The organism is Terriglobus sp. TAA 43 (assembly GCF_000800015.1).
Taxonomy (GTDB): domain Bacteria; phylum Acidobacteriota; class Terriglobia; order Terriglobales; family Acidobacteriaceae; genus Terriglobus.
In genome coordinates, this window is record NZ_JUGR01000001.1 from 1839248 (window position 1) to 1860529 (window position 21282).

20 protein-coding genes are annotated in these 21282 nt (G+C 58.0%); 12 read left to right on the top strand and 8 right to left on the bottom strand.

Translation table 11 applies throughout. The features are described 5' to 3' along the window. Positions 1-48: 48 nt before the first annotated feature. The 3 genes from M504_RS07720 to M504_RS07730 all read left to right on the top strand — a co-directional run bounded on the left by M504_RS07720 (position 49) and on the right by M504_RS07730 (position 3664). Positions 49-1449 (top strand): NADP-dependent isocitrate dehydrogenase, encoded by a 1401-nt coding sequence (locus M504_RS07720; RefSeq protein WP_047493987.1) that lies wholly within the window; start codon positions 49-51, stop codon positions 1447-1449. Positions 1450-1649: 200 nt separating this feature from the next. Further along, positions 1650-3050 carry an NADP-dependent isocitrate dehydrogenase gene (locus M504_RS07725; RefSeq protein WP_047489799.1) on the top strand — a complete coding sequence of 467 codons (1401 nt, stop codon included), beginning with the start codon at positions 1650-1652 and terminating at the stop codon, positions 3048-3050. An 89-nt stretch (positions 3051-3139) separates the two neighbouring features. Continuing rightward, on the top strand, positions 3140-3664 hold the full coding sequence (locus M504_RS07730) for a DinB family protein (protein ID WP_047489802.1): 525 nt from the start codon (positions 3140-3142) through the stop codon (positions 3662-3664). 71 nt (positions 3665-3735) lie between these two features. Here the strand turns inward: M504_RS07730 and M504_RS07735 are convergent, their stop codons facing one another. Together M504_RS07735 and M504_RS07740 are read right to left on the bottom strand one after the other, a co-directional pair. After that, positions 3736-4272, bottom strand: a complete 537-nt coding sequence (locus tag M504_RS07735) for a carboxymuconolactone decarboxylase family protein (protein WP_047489804.1) — start codon at positions 4270-4272, stop codon at positions 3736-3738. A gap of 101 nt (positions 4273-4373) precedes the next feature. Continuing rightward, positions 4374-4910 carry a peroxiredoxin gene (locus M504_RS07740; RefSeq protein WP_047489808.1) on the bottom strand — a complete coding sequence of 179 codons (537 nt, stop codon included), beginning with the start codon at positions 4908-4910 and terminating at the stop codon, positions 4374-4376. 232 nt (positions 4911-5142) lie between these two features. Here M504_RS07740 and M504_RS07745 point away from each other — a divergent pair, with 232 nt between their 5' ends. Next, a complete protein-coding gene (locus M504_RS07745; protein WP_232296206.1) occupies positions 5143-6153 on the top strand; it encodes a pectinesterase family protein in 1011 nt (336 codons plus the stop codon). A 48-nt stretch (positions 6154-6201) separates the two neighbouring features. On the opposite strand, the gene M504_RS07750 is transcribed toward M504_RS07745, so the two are convergent. After that, the gene (locus M504_RS07750) at positions 6202-7062 is read right to left on the bottom strand and encodes an oxidoreductase (protein WP_047489815.1); all 861 of its coding nucleotides are present in this window, start codon (positions 7060-7062) and stop codon (positions 6202-6204) included. Between the two features lie 71 nt (positions 7063-7133). Here M504_RS07750 and M504_RS07755 point away from each other — a divergent pair, with 71 nt between their 5' ends. Both M504_RS07755 and M504_RS07760 read left to right on the top strand, forming a co-directional pair. Then, positions 7134-7763 (top strand): TetR/AcrR family transcriptional regulator, encoded by a 630-nt coding sequence (locus tag M504_RS07755; RefSeq protein ID WP_047489818.1) that lies wholly within the window; start codon positions 7134-7136, stop codon positions 7761-7763. A gap of 141 nt (positions 7764-7904) precedes the next feature. Then, on the top strand, positions 7905-10079 hold the full coding sequence (locus M504_RS07760; RefSeq protein ID WP_047489820.1) for a GH92 family glycosyl hydrolase: 2175 nt from the start codon (positions 7905-7907) through the stop codon (positions 10077-10079). Between the two features lie 101 nt (positions 10080-10180). On the opposite strand, the gene M504_RS07765 is transcribed toward M504_RS07760, so the two are convergent. Continuing rightward, positions 10181-10546 (bottom strand): VOC family protein, encoded by a 366-nt coding sequence (locus M504_RS07765; RefSeq protein WP_047489825.1) that lies wholly within the window; start codon positions 10544-10546, stop codon positions 10181-10183. Positions 10547-10637: 91 nt separating this feature from the next. Here M504_RS07765 and M504_RS07770 point away from each other — a divergent pair, with 91 nt between their 5' ends. Together M504_RS07770 and M504_RS07775 are read left to right on the top strand one after the other, a co-directional pair. Then, positions 10638-10940: a helix-turn-helix domain-containing protein gene (locus M504_RS07770; RefSeq protein ID WP_047489828.1), complete on the top strand. Its 303-nt coding sequence runs from the start codon at positions 10638-10640 to the stop codon at positions 10938-10940. 19 nt (positions 10941-10959) lie between these two features. Continuing rightward, entirely contained in the window at positions 10960-12681 is a 1722-nt protein-coding gene (locus M504_RS07775) for an FAD-dependent thymidylate synthase (RefSeq protein WP_047489831.1), read from the top strand. Between the two features lie 83 nt (positions 12682-12764). Here the strand turns inward: M504_RS07775 and M504_RS07780 are convergent, their stop codons facing one another. Further along, complete coding sequence (locus M504_RS07780; protein WP_198137550.1) at positions 12765-13745, bottom strand: c-type cytochrome; 981 nt, start codon at positions 13743-13745, stop codon at positions 12765-12767. A 68-nt stretch (positions 13746-13813) separates the two neighbouring features. Between M504_RS07780 and M504_RS07785 the strand changes: the two genes are divergently transcribed. Continuing rightward, positions 13814-14293 (top strand): GAF domain-containing protein, encoded by a 480-nt coding sequence (locus tag M504_RS07785; RefSeq protein WP_047489834.1) that lies wholly within the window; start codon positions 13814-13816, stop codon positions 14291-14293. Here M504_RS07785 and M504_RS07790 read toward each other — a convergent pair. Genes M504_RS07790 through M504_RS07800 form a run of 3 tightly spaced genes read right to left on the bottom strand, consistent with a single transcriptional unit; the run spans position 14278 to position 17659 of the window. Continuing rightward, entirely contained in the window at positions 14278-14643 is a 366-nt protein-coding gene (locus tag M504_RS07790; RefSeq protein WP_052200513.1) for a CHY zinc finger protein, read from the bottom strand. The two genes, M504_RS07785 and M504_RS07790, sit on opposite strands and share 16 nt — an antisense overlap. A gap of 14 nt (positions 14644-14657) precedes the next feature. Continuing rightward, a complete protein-coding gene (locus tag M504_RS07795; RefSeq protein ID WP_047489837.1) occupies positions 14658-17309 on the bottom strand; it encodes an ABC transporter permease in 2652 nt (883 codons plus the stop codon). Further along, entirely contained in the window at positions 17306-17659 is a 354-nt protein-coding gene (locus tag M504_RS07800; protein WP_047489840.1) for a PadR family transcriptional regulator, read from the bottom strand. Before M504_RS07800 ends, M504_RS07795 begins: the two co-directional genes overlap by 4 nt. A 196-nt stretch (positions 17660-17855) precedes the next feature. On the opposite strand from M504_RS07800, the gene M504_RS07805 reads away from it, so the two are divergent. The 3 genes from M504_RS07805 (at position 17856) to M504_RS07815 (ending at position 21088) form a co-directional block, all read left to right on the top strand. Continuing rightward, positions 17856-19502: a sensor histidine kinase KdpD gene (locus tag M504_RS07805; RefSeq protein WP_047489842.1), complete on the top strand. Its 1647-nt coding sequence runs from the start codon at positions 17856-17858 to the stop codon at positions 19500-19502. Beyond that, positions 19499-20179 (top strand): response regulator transcription factor, encoded by a 681-nt coding sequence (locus M504_RS07810; protein WP_047489845.1) that lies wholly within the window; start codon positions 19499-19501, stop codon positions 20177-20179. The genes M504_RS07805 and M504_RS07810 overlap by 4 nt, the downstream gene beginning before the upstream one ends. A gap of 72 nt (positions 20180-20251) precedes the next feature. Continuing rightward, the gene (locus M504_RS07815) at positions 20252-21088 is read left to right on the top strand and encodes a TIGR03435 family protein (RefSeq protein WP_047489848.1); all 837 of its coding nucleotides are present in this window, start codon (positions 20252-20254) and stop codon (positions 21086-21088) included. Positions 21089-21282: the final 194 nt, after the last annotated feature.

The following is a 21282-nucleotide window of genomic DNA, read 5'->3' on the forward strand; positions in this document are numbered from 1 at the left end:
GGCGAAAATCGCCGCTCGGAACCCCCTCGCAACGGAGAGAGATTCAACGTGCAAACCAGCTATAACGGCATCGCCCTTCCTCTGAACGGAAAACAAATCACCTATGTAAACGGCGCATACGTTGTGCCGGACACCCCCATCATCCCGTTCATTGAAGGCGACGGCGCGGGCCGCGACATCTGGAAGAACGCACGCCGCGTTCTCGATGCCGCCGTTGCCAAGAGCTACGAAGGCAAGCGCCGCGTGGAGTGGTACGAGATTCTCGCCGGTGAAAAGGCTTACCGCCTGCACAACGACTGGCTGCCGCAAGACACCGTGCAGGCTTGCCTCGACTTCCGCGTCTCCATCAAGGGACCGCTCACCACGCCCATCGGCGGCGGTATCCGCAGCCTGAACGTAACGCTGCGTCAGACCATGGACCTGTACCAATGCGTGCGTCCGGTGAAGCACTATCCCGGCGTACCCAGCCCCGTGAACAACGCCGACGATGTGGACGTAGTCATCTTCCGCGAAAACACCGAAGACATCTACGCGGGCATCGAGTTCAAAGCCGGTTCGCTTGAAGTGCAGAAGCTGCGCGACTTCGTGAACAACGAACTTCTCGGCAACACGAAGAAGAAGCTGCGCGACGACGCGGGCATCGGCCTCAAGCCCATCAGCGAACTCGGCTCCACACGCCTTGTGCGTGCGGCCATTCAATACGCCGTGGATCACGACCGCAAGGTCATGACCATCGTCCACAAGGGCAACATTCAGAAGTTCACCGAAGGTGCTTTCCGCGAATGGGGCTATGAAGTCGCCACCACCGAATTCCGCGACAAGATCGTCACCGAACGCGAATGCTGGATCCTCGCCGCGCTCGACAAAGACCCGAAGATCTCGCCGGAAGCCATCGCAAAGATCGTTGAACCCGGCATCGACTTCGCTCCTGCCGCATTCGGCGAAAAGATCGTGGCTGAAGTGAAAGATGTCATCGCAAAGATCGGCACCACGCACGGCAACGGAGTGTGGAAGGACCTCATCCTCGTCAATGACCGCATCTGCGACGCGATGTTCCAGGACTTGCTGATGAAGCCCGTGGAATACGACGTGATGGCCACCACCAACCTCAACGGCGACTACCTCTCGGACGCCGCTGCAGCGCAGGTAGGCGGACTCGGCATCGCTCCGGGCTCCAACATTGGCGATGGCTACGCTGTCTTTGAAGCAACGCACGGCACCGCACCGCGCCTTGCCGATCAGGACGTCGTGAACCCCGGCTCGGTCATCCTCTCCGGCGCCATGTTGCTGCGCCTCATCGGTTGGAACGAAGCTGCTGACCGCGTCGAAAAGGCGATGGAAGAAACTATCCGTCAGAAGTACGTCACGGTCGATTTCGCAAAGAACATGCCCGGTTCCACGCAGGTGGGCACCACGGCATTCTCTGACCGAGTGATTGAAAACCTGTAAACCGTAAACTCACGATGAAAAGAAGGCCCGGATTTCCGGGCCTTTTCTTATGTTTATCGCTAACTTCGCTCATCAACGCCGCGCAGAGGGTAGCCGGTCGTTTGCCGTGCAGTCTATAGTGTCGTGCGTCAGCAGCGCCTCGCTTTTTCGCGTTGCCAGACAGCCATCTTTGCAGGGCAATTCACGGAGCGATTCTCATCATGCAGACAAGCTACAACGGCATTGCTGTCCCGACCGAAGGCAAGGCAATCGAGTATACCAACGGAAAATTCACCGTCCCTGACAACCCGATCATCCCCTACATCGAGGGCGACGGCACCGGTCGCGACATCTGGAAGGCATCGCAACGGGTCTTCGATGCGGCCGTTGAAAAAGCCTACAGCGGCAAGCGCAAAGTCAATTGGTTCGAAGTCCTCGCCGGTGAAAAAGCCTATCGTCAAACACAGAACTGGCTCCCCGATGACACCGTCAAAGCCACGGTTGATTTCCGCGTCTCCATCAAGGGACCACTTACCACCCCTGTAGGCGGAGGCATTCGTTCGCTCAACGTGGCACTGCGCCAACTGATGGACCTCTATCAATGCGTGCGCCCCGTGAAGTACTACCAGGGAGTGCCCAGCCCCGTGAAGCATCCTGAAAAGCTCGACGTCGTTCTCTTCCGCGAAAACACGGAAGACATCTACGCAGGCATCGAGTTCCGCCAGGGCACACCGGAAGTGAAGCAGGTCATCGACTTCTTCAACGACACCATGCTCAAAGGTGGCAAGAAGAAAATCCGCACCGACTCCGGCATCGGCATCAAGCCCATCTCCATCACCGGCTCCAAGCGTCTCGTGCGCGCAGCGATTCAGTTCGCGATCGCCAGCGGCCGCAAGACGGTCACACTCGTGCACAAGGGCAACATCCAAAAGTTCACCGAGGGTGCCTTCCGCGAGTGGGGCTATGAAGTAGCTACAGAGGAGTTCCGCGACCAGGTAGTCACCGAACGCGAAAGCTGGATTCTCGGCAACCTCGAAAGCAATCCGAATCTCACGCCGGAAGAGAACGCAGCACTCGTCGAACCCGGCATCGAATTTGCTCCTAAAGAGTTCGGAGATTCCGTCGTCGCCGAAATCAAAGAGGTCATCGCCAAAGTCGGTGCGACACACGGCAACGGAAAATGGAAGTCGAAGATCATGGTCAACGACCGCATCGCCGACTCCATCTTCCAGCAGATCATCATCCGCCCCAGCGACTACAGCGTGCTCGCCACCACCAACCTCAACGGCGACTACATCTCCGACGCTGCAGCCGCGCAGGTCGGCGGCCTCGGCATCGCTCCCGGAGCCAACATTGGCGATGGTTTCGCATGCTTCGAAGCGACACACGGCACCGCTCCAAAATACGCGGACCTCGACGTCATCAACCCCGGCAGCGTCATGCTGAGCGGTGTCATGATGTTCGATTTCCTCGGCTGGAGCGAAGCCGCACGCCTCATTGAAAACAGCATGGAAAAGACCATCCAGCAGAAGTTCGTCACCTATGACTTCGAACGCCAGATGCAAGGCGCAACCAAAGTCAAAACCAGCGAATTCGCCAGCAAGATGATCGAGAACATGTAAACCACGCATCAGCCGCAACAAACGACACGCCGCGGTGAATCCGCGGCGTGTTTGTTTCATCTGAAAAACGAAAGAGCCATAAAAACCCCATGAGCCAAGACCTGTTGACAACCATCCTGCCTCTTCTTGAACGCACACCTGCTGCTCTCGAAGCACAACTCCGCGGCCTGCCCGATGAATGGATCAACGCAACCGAAGGCGAAGGCAAATGGAGTCCACTCGTCGTTGTAGGACACATGATTCATGCAGAAGAAGAAGACTGGATGCCGCGGCTGCGGCGCATTCTGCAACATGGCACCAGCGTCCCATTCGATCCCTTCGACCGCGAAGCGCAATTCACAAAGAGCGCGGGCAAAGGCATGGAGCAACTACTCCGCGAATTCCGCATAGCACGCGAAGAAGGCTTGAAGGAATTGCGCGCACTCAATCTACAAGACCACCATCTCACTCTGTGCGGCCTACATCCAACGCTCGGCGAAACCACCGCACATCAACTACTCGCCACATGGGCCGCACATGATCAGGCGCATCTCGTACAAATTCATCGCACGCTCGCACGCCGCCTCAAACCAGAGATCGGCCCCTGGGCACAGTTCCTCTCCGTCATGCAGTAGGAAGTAACGAAACAAATAAGAAACGCCGCGGACAAAACCGCGGCGTTTCTTCATGAAGGTCATGGAGCGATTTAAGCAGCCGTAGCAGCCTTCTCTTCCAGCACCGGCCCAATCGCGTGAACCACAGAACACACACGGATCACCGCAGCAATCGTCTCTTCCGTCACGCCCTTCTGCCGAACCACATTCTCATGGCTGTCCACGCACTTGCCGCAACCATTGATGGCCGAAACCGCCAGCGACCACAGTTCAAAATCATTGTGATCCACACCATGCGAACGCAGCACATTCATGCGCAGCTTCGCAGGCAGCGTGCTGTACTTCTCGTTCGACGACAGGTGATGAAAACGGTAGTAGATATTGTTCATCCCCATGATGGCCCCAGCAGCCTTCGCCGCATCCAGTTCCACCGGCGAAAGATGATTCGCAGCCTCCGCTACAACAGCCGCAGTCAACGCAGCATTGCGCGTAGCGACTGCAGAAGCCACAACGGTTCCCCACAACTGCTGCTTCGTCAGCTCCGTGTTGTTACGCACAAGCGACGAGTAGTTCAGACGAAGATCCTTCGCATAATCCGGAAGCGAGTCAATCAAAGCATCAAGAGACATACAAACATTCCTTTCCGCAGCCACATAGAACAAGCCACTGGAAGAAGCGGGTCACAGAAACACTCTGCGACCCGCGAGTTTCATTTCGTTAGGTAACGGAACTAAGCGTTGATGGTCTCTTCGCCCTTCTGCCAGTTGCAGGGGCAAAGCTCATCGGTCTGCAGAGCATCCAGTACACGCAGAACCTCCTGTGGATTGCGGCCCACCGACAGGTCCGTCACGTACACAAAGCGGATCACGCCCTGCGGATCAACCAGGAACGTCGCACGCTGCGCAACGCCTTCCTTCTCATCCAGAATGCCAAGCTGACCGCACAGGTCGCGCTTGATGTCCGCCAGCATGGGGAACGGCAGGTCCTTCAGGTCGTCGTGGTTGTTGCGCCACGCCAGGTGCACAAACTCGCTGTCGATCGACAGGCCCAGGATCTGGCAATCGCGATCAGCAAACTCGCGGTTCAGTTTGCCAAATGCAGCAATCTCGGTCGGGCACACAAAGGTGAAATCCTTCGGCCACGCAAACACGCAGAGCCACTTGCCCTCGTAGGTCGTGTTGTCAACGGTCTGAAAGGCATTGTTCTTATCGCGGGAAACAACCGCGGTCACGCGGAAGTCGGGAAACTGTTCGCCGATAGCAAGCATGGTAGATCTCCTTGTTTTGAATGGCTTCTATTGCTCTGGAGGGTGTTGCAGTACTGCAAAATTTCCCAAAAGCACAAAACCCCACAAACCTATTGAACAAGAATTGTTATTGTCCAGCAATCTTTCGCATCCCCTTCTGTCCGAAGATCGCCCACCGAACCCTATCCAGCGTTCCAGCAATCACTTGCTGACTGATAAACCGGGCTGCTCTACTAGCCGCATGCGAAACGTTTTGAGCGCTATCCTCTTCGCCACCCTCGCAGCCCCATTCGCGTCCCACGCGCAGGACGTTACAGTCCTCGTCCAGCCCGGCGCAAAGCCCAACGGCCCGGACGTCTACCCCACCATCCAGAACGCCATCGACCACGCGCCGGAACCCGGCGCCAACGGCCGCGTAACCATCCGCATCACGCCCGGCACGTACCACGAGCGTCTCTGGATCCCTCGCAACCGCCCGAACCTAACGCTCGTCGGCCTCGGCAAGCCGGAAGACACCGTCATCACCTCGGACCACTTCGCAAAACAAAGCGGCGGCACCTTCTTCACGCAAACGGTCGAAGTCCTGGGCGACGGCTTCCGCGCTGCCAATCTCACCTTTGAAAATTCCGCAGGAAATGTAGGACAAGCCGTAGCAGTCGCCGTACTCGCAGACCGCGCCATCTTCAAACACTGTCGCTTCCTCGGCTATCAGGACACGCTCTTCGCCAACTGGGGTCGCCAGTTCTACACCGACGACTACATCGAAGGCGCAGTCGATTACGTCTTCGGCAACGCCACCGCCGTCTTCAGCAAAACCGAGTTCCACACTATAGCCCCGGGCTACATCACCGCGCAAAGCCGACTCAGCGAAACCGAACCCACCGGCTACGTCATCCGCGACAGCCACCTCACCTTCGCGCCCGGCGCCGACGGCACAGCCATGACCGACAGCGCCGCGCACAAAACCGCCCACGGCGTCTTCTTCGGTCGCCCTTGGCGCAACTACTCGCGCGTCATCTTTATCAACACGAACATCGACAAAGGCCTGGAGCCCGCAGGCTGGTCTGACTGGAACAACGGCGGCATCCTGAAGACCGCCTTCTACGCCGAACAAAACTCCACCGGCCCCGGTGCCAGCCCCACCACCCGCACACCTGACGCACGCAAGCTCACCGCCGCAGACCTGAAACACTTCGAAACCCGCGAGTTCCTCAAAGGCAAAGACAACTGGAACCCAGAAGCCGAATCAGCTCAACTGCCGTAACGAAAGAAGCCCACCAACCAAGGTGGGCTTCTTCTTATAACGACGGTATTAAGCAGCCTTCCCAATCCCATCTAGCCGAGCCACAACATCCGCGCTCAACACCAAATCCGCTGCGGCAAGATTCTCCCGCAGATGTCCAACCGATGACGTTCCCGGAATCAGCAGAACATTCGGCGACCGATGCAACAGCCACGCCAACGCCACCTGCATCGGCGTCACCTTCAACTCCGCGGCAACATCGTTCAGCAAAGAAGATTGCAACGGCGTAAACCCACCCAGCGGGAAGTACGGCACATAGGCAATTCCCTTTTCTGCAAGGAAATCAATCAACGCATCATCCTCACGATGCGCCACGTTATACAGGTTCTGCACACACACCACCGGCGCAATCGTCAGCGCCTCTTCCACCTGCACACGCGACGCATGGCTCAGTCCCAGATGCTTGATCTTGCCTTGTTCACGCAGCTTCGCCAACGCAGCAAACCGCTCCGCAATCGACTCTTCATTCACAACGTGACCATTCGCACCCCACAGGCGCAGATTCACCACATCCAGCGCATCCACCTTCAGATTGCGTAGATTGTCTTCCACAGCGCTCTGCAGCTCCGGCACACTCTGCGCCGGTATCCACGACTTATCTTCACCGCGACGACCACCCACCTTCGTCACCACAGTCAGTCCCTCATACGGATGCAGCACTTCGCGCAGCAACGCATTCACCGTATGCGGCCCGTAGAAATCGCTGGTGTCAATGTGATCCACGCCACTCGCAACAGCCTCACGCAACACAGCCTCGGCCGCGGCGCGATCCTTCGGCGGACCCCACACACCCGGTCCTGCAAGCTGCATAGCACCATATCCCATGCGGTTTACTGCTACATCACCCAGAACATACGTTCCTGCACTCATCGCTCATCTCCACGCCACAAATCGCGGCACGTACACTTAGATGAAGAAACCTTCAGCTTTGGAGTTCGCATTTGCCAGCCACCCTCGCCATCGCATTTCAGCCAAGAAAGACGCCAGTTCAGTCGCGTTCGGAAGCCACAGTCGACGCCATTCTGCAGGCCACGCTTCAGGTTCTGGTCAACGTCGGCAAGGAAAAACTCACCACCACACTCGTCGCGCAACGCGCCGGGGTCTCCGTTGGCACGCTCTACCAATACTTCCCCAATAAGAGCGCGTTACTGCAAGCCACGCTGCGCCGCCACATGGACCACGTCATCGCGGCCGTGGAAGACACCTGCAAATCTGAGCGCAACCGCAGCATCTTCGATCAAGCCACAGCGCTCATTGACACCTATCTCGACGCCAAGCTCAACGACGTGAACAACAGCGCCAGCCTCTACGCCATTGCCACCGACGTAGACGGCATGCGCATCGCACGCAACGTTGGCAACCGCGCGCACCGCAGCACCACCGCACTCTTCAGCACAGCAGCGGAACGCCTTACCTGCAAACCGGAACTCATCACCACCATGGTTCTTTGCTGCATCACCGGCGTCACACGTCGCCTGCTGGAAGACAAACCCACACAAAAGCTCCTGCCTGCCATCCGCGAACAACTGCTCGACATGGTCCACGCCTACCTGAAAACCTGCACGCGCTGAAGCACCAACAAACATCTTGCGAAACGCTTCAAGAGACCTGCATCAGGCGAAGGCAACACTTACAGCTTTGAGCACCCATAAACCCGTCCTGTATCGTCTCTGCGATATCCTTCCTTCGACCCTAAGCAGGAGCATTTTCCGTTGCGCAAACTCATCGCCATTGCAGCCCTTTTCGTAGCCACCACCACCTCGTATGCGCAGCAGAAATCCCCCGTCGACGAAGTGGACACCACCATCGGCAACGTCGGCATCCTGCTTGTTCCCACGCGTCCCACTGCCTACCGCCCCAACAGCATGGTGCGCGTCTATCCGGTGCGCAAAGACGCGCTCGACGACCAGATTCAGTACTTCCCGCTGACCATCCTTTCTCATCGTCAGCCCGATCTCTTCGCAGTCCTTCCCGGCGACGGCACAGCGCAGAGCTACGATAACGAACACGCAACGCCGTATCTCTACACCAGTCGTCTCGATCAATCGAAGATTGATATCCAGTTCGCACCGTCGCATCAGTCCGGCATCTTCCGCTTTCATTACGACACCGATACGGCAACCGTAACGCTGCGTAATCTGCATCCCGGCTCGCTCAAGGTAGAAGGCAAAGACGCCATCTCTGGCGAAGAGAAGGCTATGGGCCTAACCGCCTACTTCTATGCGGAGACAAACCATCCCGTCACCGCAACACCCGGCGATAAAAAACTCACGCTGACCGCGCACACATCTGATCTCGAACTCCGCTACGGCGTCTCCTTCATCTCTGTCGAGCAGGCAAAGAAGAACCTGCACCGTGAAATCAATCACTGGGACGTCACGCGCACCAGCGACGAAGGCAAAGCCGAATGGAACAAAGCACTAGGCCAGATCGACATTGAGGGCGGCACACCGGAACAGCGCCGCGTCTTTTACACCTCGCTCTATCGCTGCATGGAGCGCATGATCCTCATCACAGAAGACGGCAAGTACTACTCCGCCTACGACCACAAGGTCCACACCGACGCGCGCCCCTTCTACGTCGACAACTGGCTGTGGGACACCTTCCGCGCCATGGAACCGCTGCAGACAATCCTGAATCCTGACATGCAGGCCGACAAGATTCAGTCCTACGTCCGCATGTATCAGCAGGGCGGCATCATGCCCACCTTCGCGCTCGCATCCGGCCCCGGCGCCACCATGAACGGCTATCACGCTGCCCCATGGATCGCCGACGCATACAACAAGGGCGTCCGCAATTTCGATCTGCCCACCGCTTACGAAGGTCTGCGCAAGCGCGCGCTCGACACCTCCGTGCTCCCCTGGAGCCTCGGCCCCAAGACCTCGCTCGACGACTTCTACAGCACTCACGGCTACATGCCTGCGCTGCATCCCGGCGAAAAGGAAACCGTCGCAGGCGTCAGCGACTTCGAGAAACGCCAGGCCGTTGCCGTCACGTATGAAATCAGCACCGACGACTGGTCCATCGCACAGCTCGCCACCGTATTGAAGAAGCCCGAAGACCGCGAACTCTTCCTCAAGCGCAGCACCAACTACCGCAACCTCTTCCGTGCTGACAAGGGCCTCGCATGGCCCAAGGATGACAAGGGCAACTGGATCAACATCGATCCCAAGTTCGACGGCGGCATGGGCGGTCGCGACTATTACGACGAGAACAACGCCTACACCTACACCTGGGACGTCGTTCACGACTACGACGGCCTCTTCGACCTGATGGGCGGCAAGCAGAAAGCCGTCGCCAATCTCGATCAACTCTTCCGCGAGCCGCTGCCTGCAAACAAGTACACCTTCCAGGCCAAGTTCCCGGACAGCACATCCATGATGGGCGAATTCAGCATGGCCAACGAGCCCTCGCTGCCCATCCCCTACGTCTACAATCGTCTCGGCCAGCCGTGGAAAACGCAGAAGCGCATCCGCTCACTGATTGACGCCTTCTTCCCAGCCACGCTGCAGGGCATCCCCGGCGACGAAGACGGCGGCGGCCTCACCGGCTTCGTAGTCTTCTCCATGATGGGCTTCTACCCCATCTCGCCCGGCGTCCCGGTCTATGACATCGGCAGCCCCATCTTCAGCAAAGTCACCATCCACCTGAAGAGCGGCAAGGACTTCATCGTCAGCGCACCCAACACCAGCCGCGACGCGAAGTACGTGCAGTCCGCCACATGGAACGGCCAACCGCTCAACCGCCTCTGGTTCACGCACAACACCCTCACCTCGGGCGGCACGCTCAACCTGAACATGAGCAACATCCCCAACACCACCCTCGGCACCGCGGACGCAGACCTCCCGCCAGCCAGCATCCACACCGACCCCACCAAGTTCCAATAAAGCTACCGACAATCGCACATACGAATGCCCGGACTTCCTGAAGATCCGGGCGTTCCTATGTGCGATGAGAATGCTCAGAACCAAAAAATGGCCCGCGGAGTCTAACGGCTCGAAAGCACAAACTGGTTCCCATCCAGATCCGCAAAGATGGCGGATGTTCCCCACGACTCCTTCTTTGGTTCCTTCACCAGCGTGACGCCCTTCGCCTTCAGCACTTCGGCAGTCTGGAACACATCATCACACCAGAAGGAAATTGGCTGAAACCCGCCAATCCTGTCCTCGTGTCCGGGCGGCGTGAACAGTGCAATTCCCGTCTCTGCGCCCGGAATCGCCAACTCAATCCAGCGTTGCCCCAGCCCAAACGGCTGATCTGTCTGCACACGGAATCCCAGCTTCCCGGTGTAAAACGCCAGCGATGCATCCTGATCTTTCACCGGCACGCTGATGAACTTAATTCCTCGAATCATTGACTTTTCTCCATCTCCACGCAGGAGACTAGAGGCAACGTAAAGCCAATGCAATGTCCCATTCATTGCTATACTTTTTATCGGTACAGCCATGGAATCCATCAAGTTGGATGCCTATATCATCCACACCCTCATGCGCGACCTCATCGGTCATGATCACAAACCCACGGCCTTTGTCGTCTATCTCTGGCTTGCAGCGGAATCGGAACGCAACGCCGGAAAGATCACGATTAGCTACGCTGCGCTCGCTGGCGAAACAGGCCTCTCCCGTTCTGCCGCGCAATCCGCGGTCGCATGGCTCATCCAGCGTCAACTCCTCAGCGTTACCCATGCCTCTGCCACCGCGACTCCCGAATACCTCGTCCTCCGTCCGTGGAGACAACGCCGTCGATAGTATCCTTTCCCTACCGCCAATGAGCACTCTCCAGAACGAAACAGACGTCTACGCCATCCACGGGGCCGACCCCGAAGTCCTCGCCTACGCCATGGCCAAGTACTCCCGTTCCGCACTCACCCTGCGCGAATCGCTGGCGGAAATCTCCTCGCAGAAGGCTGAGCAGTTCCTCAACACCTTCTACTTCCAGTACGGCCATCGCTCCATCGCGGATCTTGCGCACGTCGCCTTCGCCATCGAGCGCCTCTCCCTCCTCGCCGCCATCGACCTCGTCGACGAGCAGCGATGGGACGGCCAGGAGCGCAGCACGCGCTACCAGAACTTCCGCAAATCCGGCTACTACACGCCAACCTTCGACGACCCCGACCAGCAAGCCGACTACACGAAAGTCATCGATAGCCTCTTCGACGGCTACACCGAAATCGGCGAAGGCATGCTTACCGAATTGAAGGCGCACGCACCGCGCCCTGAGGGCATGGACGAAGCTGCGTACACGCGCACCCTCCGAGCCCGCGCTTACGACATGGCGCGTTACCTGCTGCCGCTGGCCACCAACACCTCGCTCGGCCAGATCACCAACGCCCGCACCCTCGAAGGCCAGGTAGCCCGCCTCCTCGGCAGCGACTACCCCGAGATCCGCGCGCTCGGTGAAAAACTTCGCGACGCAGCCGCAGGTCCCGCATGGCAGGTCAACGAAGTCGCCTGCAGCGATCTTGTCGAAGCCATCCGCGCTCTCGAGCCCGAAATCGCGCAAACCGCCGACGACCTCATCCGCCGCGAAGTCCGCGTAAGCCCCACGCTCGTCAAATACACCACGCCCAGCGAATTTGCGCGCGTCACCAAGCCCCTGCTGGCACAGGCCGCAGCCGAACTCCTCGGCGGCGAATCCATCGTCCCCATGCCGCCGGACTCACCCAACGTCGAACTCATCACGCCACCGGGCGGTGAAACGCTCTCGCTTGAGATCGACCTCGCAACCTCACTGCTCTACCCGCACACGCAGTACCGCTTCCGCCAGATCCGCAACGCCGTCGCCGCACTCAGCGAAAAGCGCATCAGCGAAATCATCGACCTCGGCCTGCAGCACCGCGGTCGCCACGACGAACTGCCCCGTGCCTTCGCCGCCGCCAACGGCCTGCGTTTTGACATCCTCATGGACATCGGCGGCTTCCGCGACATGCACCGCCACCGCCGTTGCACACAGCTCCTGCAGCCCTGGGCCACGGCGCACGGCTACGAACTGCCTGATTTCCCCTCGCAGCCCGCGCTCTCAGCATCGCCCGTCTTCGCGCGCTATACAGAACTCATCCAGCAGGCATTCGCCTTCCACGCGAAGGCCACCGGCGTCCCTGCCAACGCGACAGCAGCCATCACATCACCCAAGCTCGCGGCGCATTCCGCAGCGGCCGTGCCGTTGCCGCATTTCAACGGACAAGGCATCCAGATGAAGTGGGCTGCAACGTCCAGTGCAACCTCCACCACAGACAACAAGCCCCACAAGTGCAACCCGCACGCAGCCGATTACGTGCTGCCCCTGGCCACACGCTGCCGCTCGCTCTTCACCATGGACTTCGCAGAAGCCGTCTACATCAGCGAACTCCGCAGCACCCCGGCAGGCCACTGGAGCTATCGCAACGTAGCGTGGCAGATGTACTCGGAAGTAGCCAAGCAATACCCATCACTGGCAAAACACTTCCGCATCCGAGACCCGCACGAACCCATCGACCTGCTGGTCCGCTAGATCGACGAAATCAAACCTACGAAAAACAAACTGCCCACGTCTCGCGTTTAAGACTTGGGCAGTTGCACAAGCGAATCGATTAGCTAAGGCTTCAACGAAGCCAGATAAGCCGACACATCCACAATGTCCGCGTCCGAAAGCCCAGCCACCACAGGCTTCATCGCCGCAGCATTCTTCCCATCGCGCGAGCCACTCCGAAAATCAAACAACTGCCGCGCCATAGCCGTAGGTGAATGTCCCGCCAGCGACGGGAACGCATCGCCCATCCCCTTTAAATCCGCACCATGACACATCGTGCAAGCCATCTTGCTCGCGCCACCACTCTTCACCAGAGCCTCACCGCGAGCAATGCTGCCCACCGGAACGTAAGCAACAAACCCCGTAGAAGGATCACGCAGCTTCGTCCGCTCCACATTCTCTGACACTTCCACAATGCGCGTACCAAGCGGCGCACGAGCACCTGACGGATCAGGAAGCTGAATCGTATGCGGTCCCGGATGCGTCACCGGCGCATCCGCCGACTCCACCACCCGAATATGTTCAACCGGCGGAACCGAGTGAAAATACTCCGCTGCCTGTCGCGCCTCTTCCGGCGTCAACGCCTTCGCAATCGCAACCATGCCAGTCAGGCTCGAAGGCACATACGCAGGATGACGACGATCATTCTTCATATCGTCCAACTGCTGCAGCAGGTAAGCCACCGGCAACCCTTGCAGATCACCGGTCTCCGGCTTGCCCACGCCATTCATCAGGTGACACGTGCCACACGCCTTATACTTCTCCGTGCCCGTGATCACCGGAGCAGGAGGCGTCGGATGCGACTTGGGAAACCAGTCAATCGTCGCATTCACACGGTTAATCTGCGTGTCCGTAAACGCCTGGGTCGTACCTGGCAGGTGATACAGCTTGCCATCATCCGGCGCAAGCTCTTCGTGAACGCCCTGCGGATAAGCCCACGCGGGAACCTTCGGCGCATCAGCCGGATACGCATGAACAACGGACGAGCCCAGCGCAGCAACAGCCAGCGCGGCAAACAACGCAGTAAAAACCTTGTGTGAATTCACCCAGCCATCCTGCCGCATTCCAGGCCCATCTGGCAACGTCACCGCGAGGAAAAGCGCACAATAATTGCATGAGCCTTTACAACGGTATCCTCGAAGAGATCACCACCTTCGCCGCCACCGCCCCATCGCTTGAATCCCTGCAGAACTTCGTCGTCGACATCATTCCGTCGCGCCTGCCGCATTACAACTGGACCGGCTTCTACATGCTCGACCCCAACGACGCGGAAATGCTCGTCCTCGCCCCCTTCAACGGCGCGCCCACGGAACACACACGCATCCCGATCCACCAGGGCATCTGCGGAGCCGCCGTAGCGCAAAATCAAACCGTCATCGTCGACGACGTCCATTCCGACCCGCGCTATCTCGCCTGCTCCATCGAAACCAAATCCGAGATCGTAGTGCCCATCCACGCCCACGGCAAAGCCATCGGCGAAATCGACATCGACAGCCACGACGCCGCAGCCTTCACCGCCGCAGATCGCGACTTCCTCGAAGCATGCGCCACCATCATCGGCGGCTTCATCGAGCGCACTCAAACTTCAAAGTAAAAGTGGTAGTGGTTCCGGCAACCGGGATTAAACGCAGCCTCACAGCGCGGACACCGGTTGCCGCATTCCATATATTCGTGGATCGCCATCTCATAACCGCATGCGCCGCAAAGCACCGCACGCGTATCCCATTGCGAACGCGGCCACACCGTAATCGCATGGCCCTCCACTTCCTCATGGCAATCCTTGCAGGCGAAGTACTCACCACAACAAGCCATGCGAATCGCAATCACATCCAGCACGGAGTGATAGTGAGCGCAACGCGTCTGCGCATCCACTCCCACACCCCGCACCTGCACGCCGAAAACATCCACGCAATCTATCGCAACACATCCGCGAAAGATTTGCATGAAGCCTCTTGCGATCACTCCATTCGCAAAGCCCGCATCGGTTCAATGCGCGAAGCCCGCCACGCCGGCACAAGACAAGCACACATCGCCACCACCAGCAGCGTTCCAACAACACCAAACAACACTGCCGGATCAAGCGGCTTCGTTCCGAACAGCATCGACTGCAATACACGTGTCACTGCAAAGCTTGCCACCATACCCAGGCCAAGCCCGAACAGCGCCGGCTTCATACCATCCACCAGCATCTGCTGCAGCAGCTGTTCGCGCTGCGCACCCAGCGCCATCCGAATGCCAAGCTCCTGTGTCCGCTGCACCGCCAGGTAAGACAACACACCATACAAACCAACAGAGGCCAGCAACAAAGACAGCACAGCAAACGCCAGCACCAACCCAGCGCTCAGACTCTGATTACCCAGCGACTCACCGACGACCTGATCCATCGTCCGCACATCCGCCACCGGCAGTCCCGGATCAAGCGACGCAATCTGTTTCTGCACCGGCAACGCAAACTGCAACGGATCATACTGCGTACGCACTGCCAGCGTTGCACCGCTCATCGTTCCATCCAGCAGCGGGAAGTACATCATCGGCTTAGCTTCCTTACCCACCTGGTAGATCACATCGTCGACTACGCCCACAATCTCGTAATCCAGTGCATCCGGCTTCCCTTTCAGTGCATGAGCGGCAATGTGCAGATGTCTGCTGATTGCATCCTCACCCGGAAAGTAACGGTCCGCCAGTTGCTTACTGATGATCACCTTGTCGGCACGGTCCAACTGATCCTGGATCGTGAAGAAGCGCCCACGCACCAGCGGAATTCCTAACCCCGTGAAGTACCCTGGATCAGCCCACCGCTCCAATCCAACTTGTATGGGTGCCCCAGCCTGAAGAGGAGGATGCTCCTTCACCGTGAATACAAAGTCTCCCCAGTAGCCAGCAGCAGGAACGGTATTGCCCAACGCAACTGCCTTCACTCCTGGCAACGCGCGTACGCGCTCCAGCAGCGATTGATGAAACGCATTGATCTTCTCCGGCGTGTCGTACTCTTTGCTCGGCAGGCTGTAACGAAGCGTCAGCACATCCTTCGTCACACAACCAACATCTGTTGCCCGCAGCTTCAAAAAGCTCTTACCCAGCAACCCCGCCGCAACAAGCAACACCACCGTAATCGCAATCTCGGCAGTCAGCATCCACTTGCGCAACGCCGTACGCCCAAGGCTGCTGGCACCGGTGCGCGCAGAACTCTGCATCGCGCTCAGCATCGTCTTGTCCGTAGACGACAACGCAGGAAGCAGCCCTGCAACCAGCGCCGCCACACAAACCAGCGCACAAGCAAAAGCAATCACTGTTCCATCCAGATGAATGCTCTGCACGCTGGGCAAATCCTTCCATGCATGCGCAAGCGTCTGCGTCGCCAGCACCGACAACGCAACGCCAAGCGTGCCACCAGCGATACAGATCAGCACACTCTCCGTCATCTGTTCGCGAATCAACGCACCACGCTGCGCACCCAACGCACTGCGAATCGCCACCTCACGCTGCCGTGCTGCCCCACGCGCCACCATCAGGTTCGACACATTCAAACAGCCAATCAGCAACATGCACGCCACCGCGCCCAGCATCAATTGCAACGGCTGTTTCACATCACCCGTCACGTCCTCATGCATGGGACGCACTTCCACCAGGTCATGCACAGGCTGCTCCGGATAGGCAAGATGAAGCTGCATCTGCACCGCCTGCACCTGCGCCACAGCACTCGCCAACGACACGCCATCCTTCATGCGCGCAATCACCTGGCTCTGGTGGTAGTCATGGTGCAATAGCGTCTCTCCCATATCGCCCTGATACGGCACCCACAACACAATCGACGCATCGGGATAACGGAACCACGACGGCAACACACCCACCACCGTGTATGGCTTGTCATCCAGATGAATCTGGTGACCCACAATCGACGCATCACCGCCGAACCGCCGTTGATACACACTCCACGTCAGCATCACTACGGTGCTACCCGGCTTGTCCTCTGCCTCTGTGAACCAGCGACCCACCGCAGGCTGCACACCCAGCAACCGAATCAGGTTCCACGACCCTGCAGCAGCGACCACTGACTCCGGCAATTCACCATGCTCGCCCGTCAGGTTGAAGCCATCGCCACGCGTCACGGCCATGTCCTCAAAGCCATGCGTCTTCGATCGCCAATCGTAAAAGTCCGCGGGAGACACCGGGTTATACGTCGGCTTTGCAGGAGGCACGCCATTCTTCGTTCGAGCCTCATACAACATCACCAGCTTGTCCGGATCGTGAAACGGCAACGGACGCAGCAACACCGAACGCGCAATCGTAAACAGCGATGTCGCTGCACCAATGCACAACGCCACCACCAGCACTGCAAGAAACGAAAACCCCGGCGTACGTCGCAGCGTGCGGCTGGCAAATTTCACATCGCGTGCAACACTCGCCAGTGGCTGAAATGAGTTCTGCGCCCACAACGATTCGCGCACCTTTTCTCTGCTGCCCAACTTCACATAAGCCTGTCGCCGCGCCTCTTCCTCTGACATACCGCGCGCAACATTGTCGGCCATCTCCTCATTCAGAAACGACGCCATCTCTTCCTGCAACTCCGCATCGGAACGCTTACGACGAAAGAACCGGAACCAGCTCATTGCGCACCTCCCTCTTCGCCCATCACCAACCCAATCGCGCGAGTCATCTGTCGCCACCGCGTCACTTCACGTGCTAATTGCTTACGTCCCTCTGCTGTCAGCTTGTAGAACTTCGCCTTGCGATTGTTTTCGCTCACTCCCCAATACGAAGAAACCCAACGCCGATCCTCCAACCGATGCAGCGCCGGATACAGCGATCCCTGTTCCACTTCCAACACATCTTCTGACGTATGCTCAATCACTTTGGCAATGGTGTGACCATGCGCGTCGCCACCCACCAGTGTCCGCAGAATCATCATGTCCAGCGTCCCCTTCAACATCTCGCTGTCCACCTGGTTCTTCTTCGCCATCACCGCTCTCCCCTCGAATTCCTATGGGAGTGAATACTACACCACTCGAATTTCTATGGGAAACAGAAAACCGTTTGAAATTAACCCTCTCCCATCAAAATCCATCGCAACACCGTCCAAGCACCGACATACAAACCACTTACGTTAACGAAGCGCGCCTTGTATCTCATACCCTCGACCGCTACAATCCACGTCCATGCACCTGCGTTTCGGCTTCCGGACTCTCATCGCCATCTGCGTCACGCTCGCCGTACTCCTCGGCGTCGTCGCATTTGTGCAGTACCGATGGTCAAAACGTGTACTCGCCGCCGATCTCCAGCGCGAACGCGAACATCTCGATCTCTCCGCCTCACTCTTCGCATCACGCTTCAACCGCAACCTCGCAGATGCCGTCGGCTTCCTTCAGAACGACGCGCAAACCGCATGGACCACAAACGCACCACTTCCGTCTCTTCCGACACTGATAAAAGAGCTCTACCTCGTCGACATCTCGGGCGCACAACCTCACGCCCTACGCGCAAACAACGCCGGTACATTCTCAGCAGTGGCAACCCCCAACTGGATGCATCCCGAAGAATGTGCCGCAACTATTTCCCAGCAACCACTCGCCATCACCACACCGCTGTTTCAACCCGTCGTCGAAAAGACGAAACAAGGCCAAAGCCTCTTTCTCATCTCGCATGCCAATCACTGCTTCGTCGCATTGCTCAATGAAGACTTCATCAAGACCACACTCGTTCCAAACCTGCTTCAGCAAAGCTTCGGCAAATCTTCCATAAACGACTACGATTTCGCTATCGTCCCGCGCCACCGCGATGCACAGCAAATCTACGGCCCCAGGATCAAGCCGGATTTCAGAAAGCCTTTCTTCTCCGTATCGCTGCGAAACCTTCCACCCATACCAGGCCGCCCATCAACCGCACCAACTCCCCCCGGCCGAATCATCCAGCGCTATCAGATTCAAACCGAAACACACGGCCCTCCTTCACCACCTAGCGACATCTGGGAATTGCAGGTTGCACATCGCGGCCTGCCTCTAGCTGCCGCTTTCCGTCGTGAACGCAAGCAGGAACTCCTGCTCGTCGTCGCTGCAGAATTTCTCCTCGGCGCATCCATCATCCTTCTGGTGCTGAGCGCACATCGCATGCAACGCGCCGCAGAACAGCGCATGCAATTCGTGGCAGCCGTTTCACATGAACTACGAACACCCGTGTCCTCCATCTCCATGCTTTCGCGCAATCAAGCAGACGGCCTCGTGACTGACGCAGATAAGGTTACGCAATACGGTGAACTCATCCACCAACAATCACGACGCCTCAGTGAAATGATCGAGCAGACGCTTCAATACGCGGGCATCCACTCCAACCTCGGCACAAAAACACGCACCCCAGTTAACATCGCCAACATAATCACCACCGCTCTGTCTGTGCACAACGACGAACTAACCCGCGCACAATTTCAAGTCGAGCAAAACATCCCTAACAACCTTCCGACAATTCAAGGCGATGCCAGCTTACTCCGCATAGCTATCGACAACCTGCTTTCAAACGCCATCAAGTACGCAGCCAACGGTCGTTGGATCGGCATCCATGCCGAATACTCCACCAGCAATCGCGCCATCCTCGTACACATCTCCGACCACGGCCCCGGCATCGAAGCCACCGATCGCGAACATCTGTTCGAGCCTTTCTATCGCGGCCATGCAGCAACAGAAACAAACATCCCCGGCTCCGGCATCGGCCTCAGCCTCGTACGCTCTGCAGCAGAAGCACACGGCGGTTCCGTCACCGTCGAAAGCACACCCGGACAAGGCAGCACCTTTACACTGAGAATCCCTGCATGACACGCATCCTCTTCATCGAAGATGAACAAGCCTTCGCCATCGGCCTCATCGACCGCCTGCGCGCAGAGGGCTATGAAGTGCAATGGGAGAGCAACGGGAACGCAGGTCAACAGGCCGCGTCAGCAAACACATTCGATCTCATTCTGCTCGACGTCTCGCTCCCCGGAAAGAACGGCTTCGACATCTGCCGCGACCTACGCCGCGACAACATCTCCACACCGATACTCATGCTCACGGCGCGCGGCGAAGTCATCGACCGCGTCCTCGGCCTCAAACTCGGCGCAGACGACTACGTGCAAAAGAACTGCGAACCCATCGAACTCATGGCACGCATCGAAGCCCTCCTGCGCAGATCCCAACCCTCTGCAACATCGCCCGACATCGCAACCCTCGGCGACATCCGTATCGACTTCCGCCAACATGAAGTTTCACGCGCAGGCATACCCGTAGTTCTCACGCCCATCGAGTTTCGGTTGCTTAGGTACCTTAACCAACATCGCGGCAACATCATCACCCGCGAAGAGCTGCTTGAAAACGTGTGGTCCGCAGACGGCAGCATGCTCAGCCGCACCGTCGACGTGCACGTTGCAGGTCTGCGTAAAAAGATCGAAGAAGACCCGCGCTATCCGCGCTTTCTTCTCACCATCAAAGGCGCAGGATACAAACTCGCCATTTGATCTCGCAGCGCCTTTACATTCCTTACATACAATTTGCACGCCTGACCTGCACATCGCGACACAATCAGGGTCATGAAATTCCTCTCGGTCCTTCCGCTCGTACTCGTCGCATCGTTCGCGGTGGCAACAGCACAACAGCCGCAAAGCAACCTGTCGTTTGAAGTCGCCTCCATCCGCCCCGGTGCAGACGCAGATGCGGAGATGATCGCAATCCGCATGAACGCGGAACGCTCCATGATCCACTACGTCAACGTGTCCCTGCGCGACATGATCCGCGTCGCTTACAACGTCAAGGAGTTCCAGGTCACCGGCCCTGACTGGATCCGCAACCGCTACAACATCGAAGCCAAATACCCCGCCGGAGCCACAGAAGATCAAGTGCCGGAGATGTTGCAATCTCTCCTTCGCGACCGCTTCAAACTCCAATTCCACAACGAAACGAAAGACCACGCCGTATTCGCACTCGTCGTAGGCAAGAACGGGCCAAAACTGAAACCATCCGAAGTCAAAGCAACAGACTACCCCGACAGCCCCAACCGCAAACCCGGCACGCCCGTACGAGGCGATCTCCAAATCATGGGCAGTCCCACGGGCATGCATCTCAAAGGCCCCGCTCTCACCCTCAGCCGCCTCTGTGAAACGCTATCCATGTTTGTCGATCAACCCGTCGTAGACCAGACGGGCCTGCCGGAACGCTACGACATCGACCTCACCTTCATGCCAGACAACATGCGCATGCGCGGAGGTCCCGGCGCCCCCGGTCAGGGAGCAGACGGAGGCGCAGAAGCACAACCACGCATCACCCTCTTCGAAGCAATACAGGACCTCGGCCTCAAACTCGAGCCACGCAAAGCACCGCTACAGATGCTTATCGTCGACCACATCGAAAAAGCACCAACCGAAAACTAAGTGAGGAGCGCCGCCATGAAATTCATCCTCGCAACAGCATTGCTACTCTCATTGCATGCGTCACCTCAGCGCATGCAATGCTCCCCAACAGGCCGCACCATAGCTCATCCAATATCTCTTGAAGTCGCAGTTCAAAACGTCTCCATAAAAATCACAATGGAGAATCCGATCTTCCGCTTCGTCAGACCCAACAT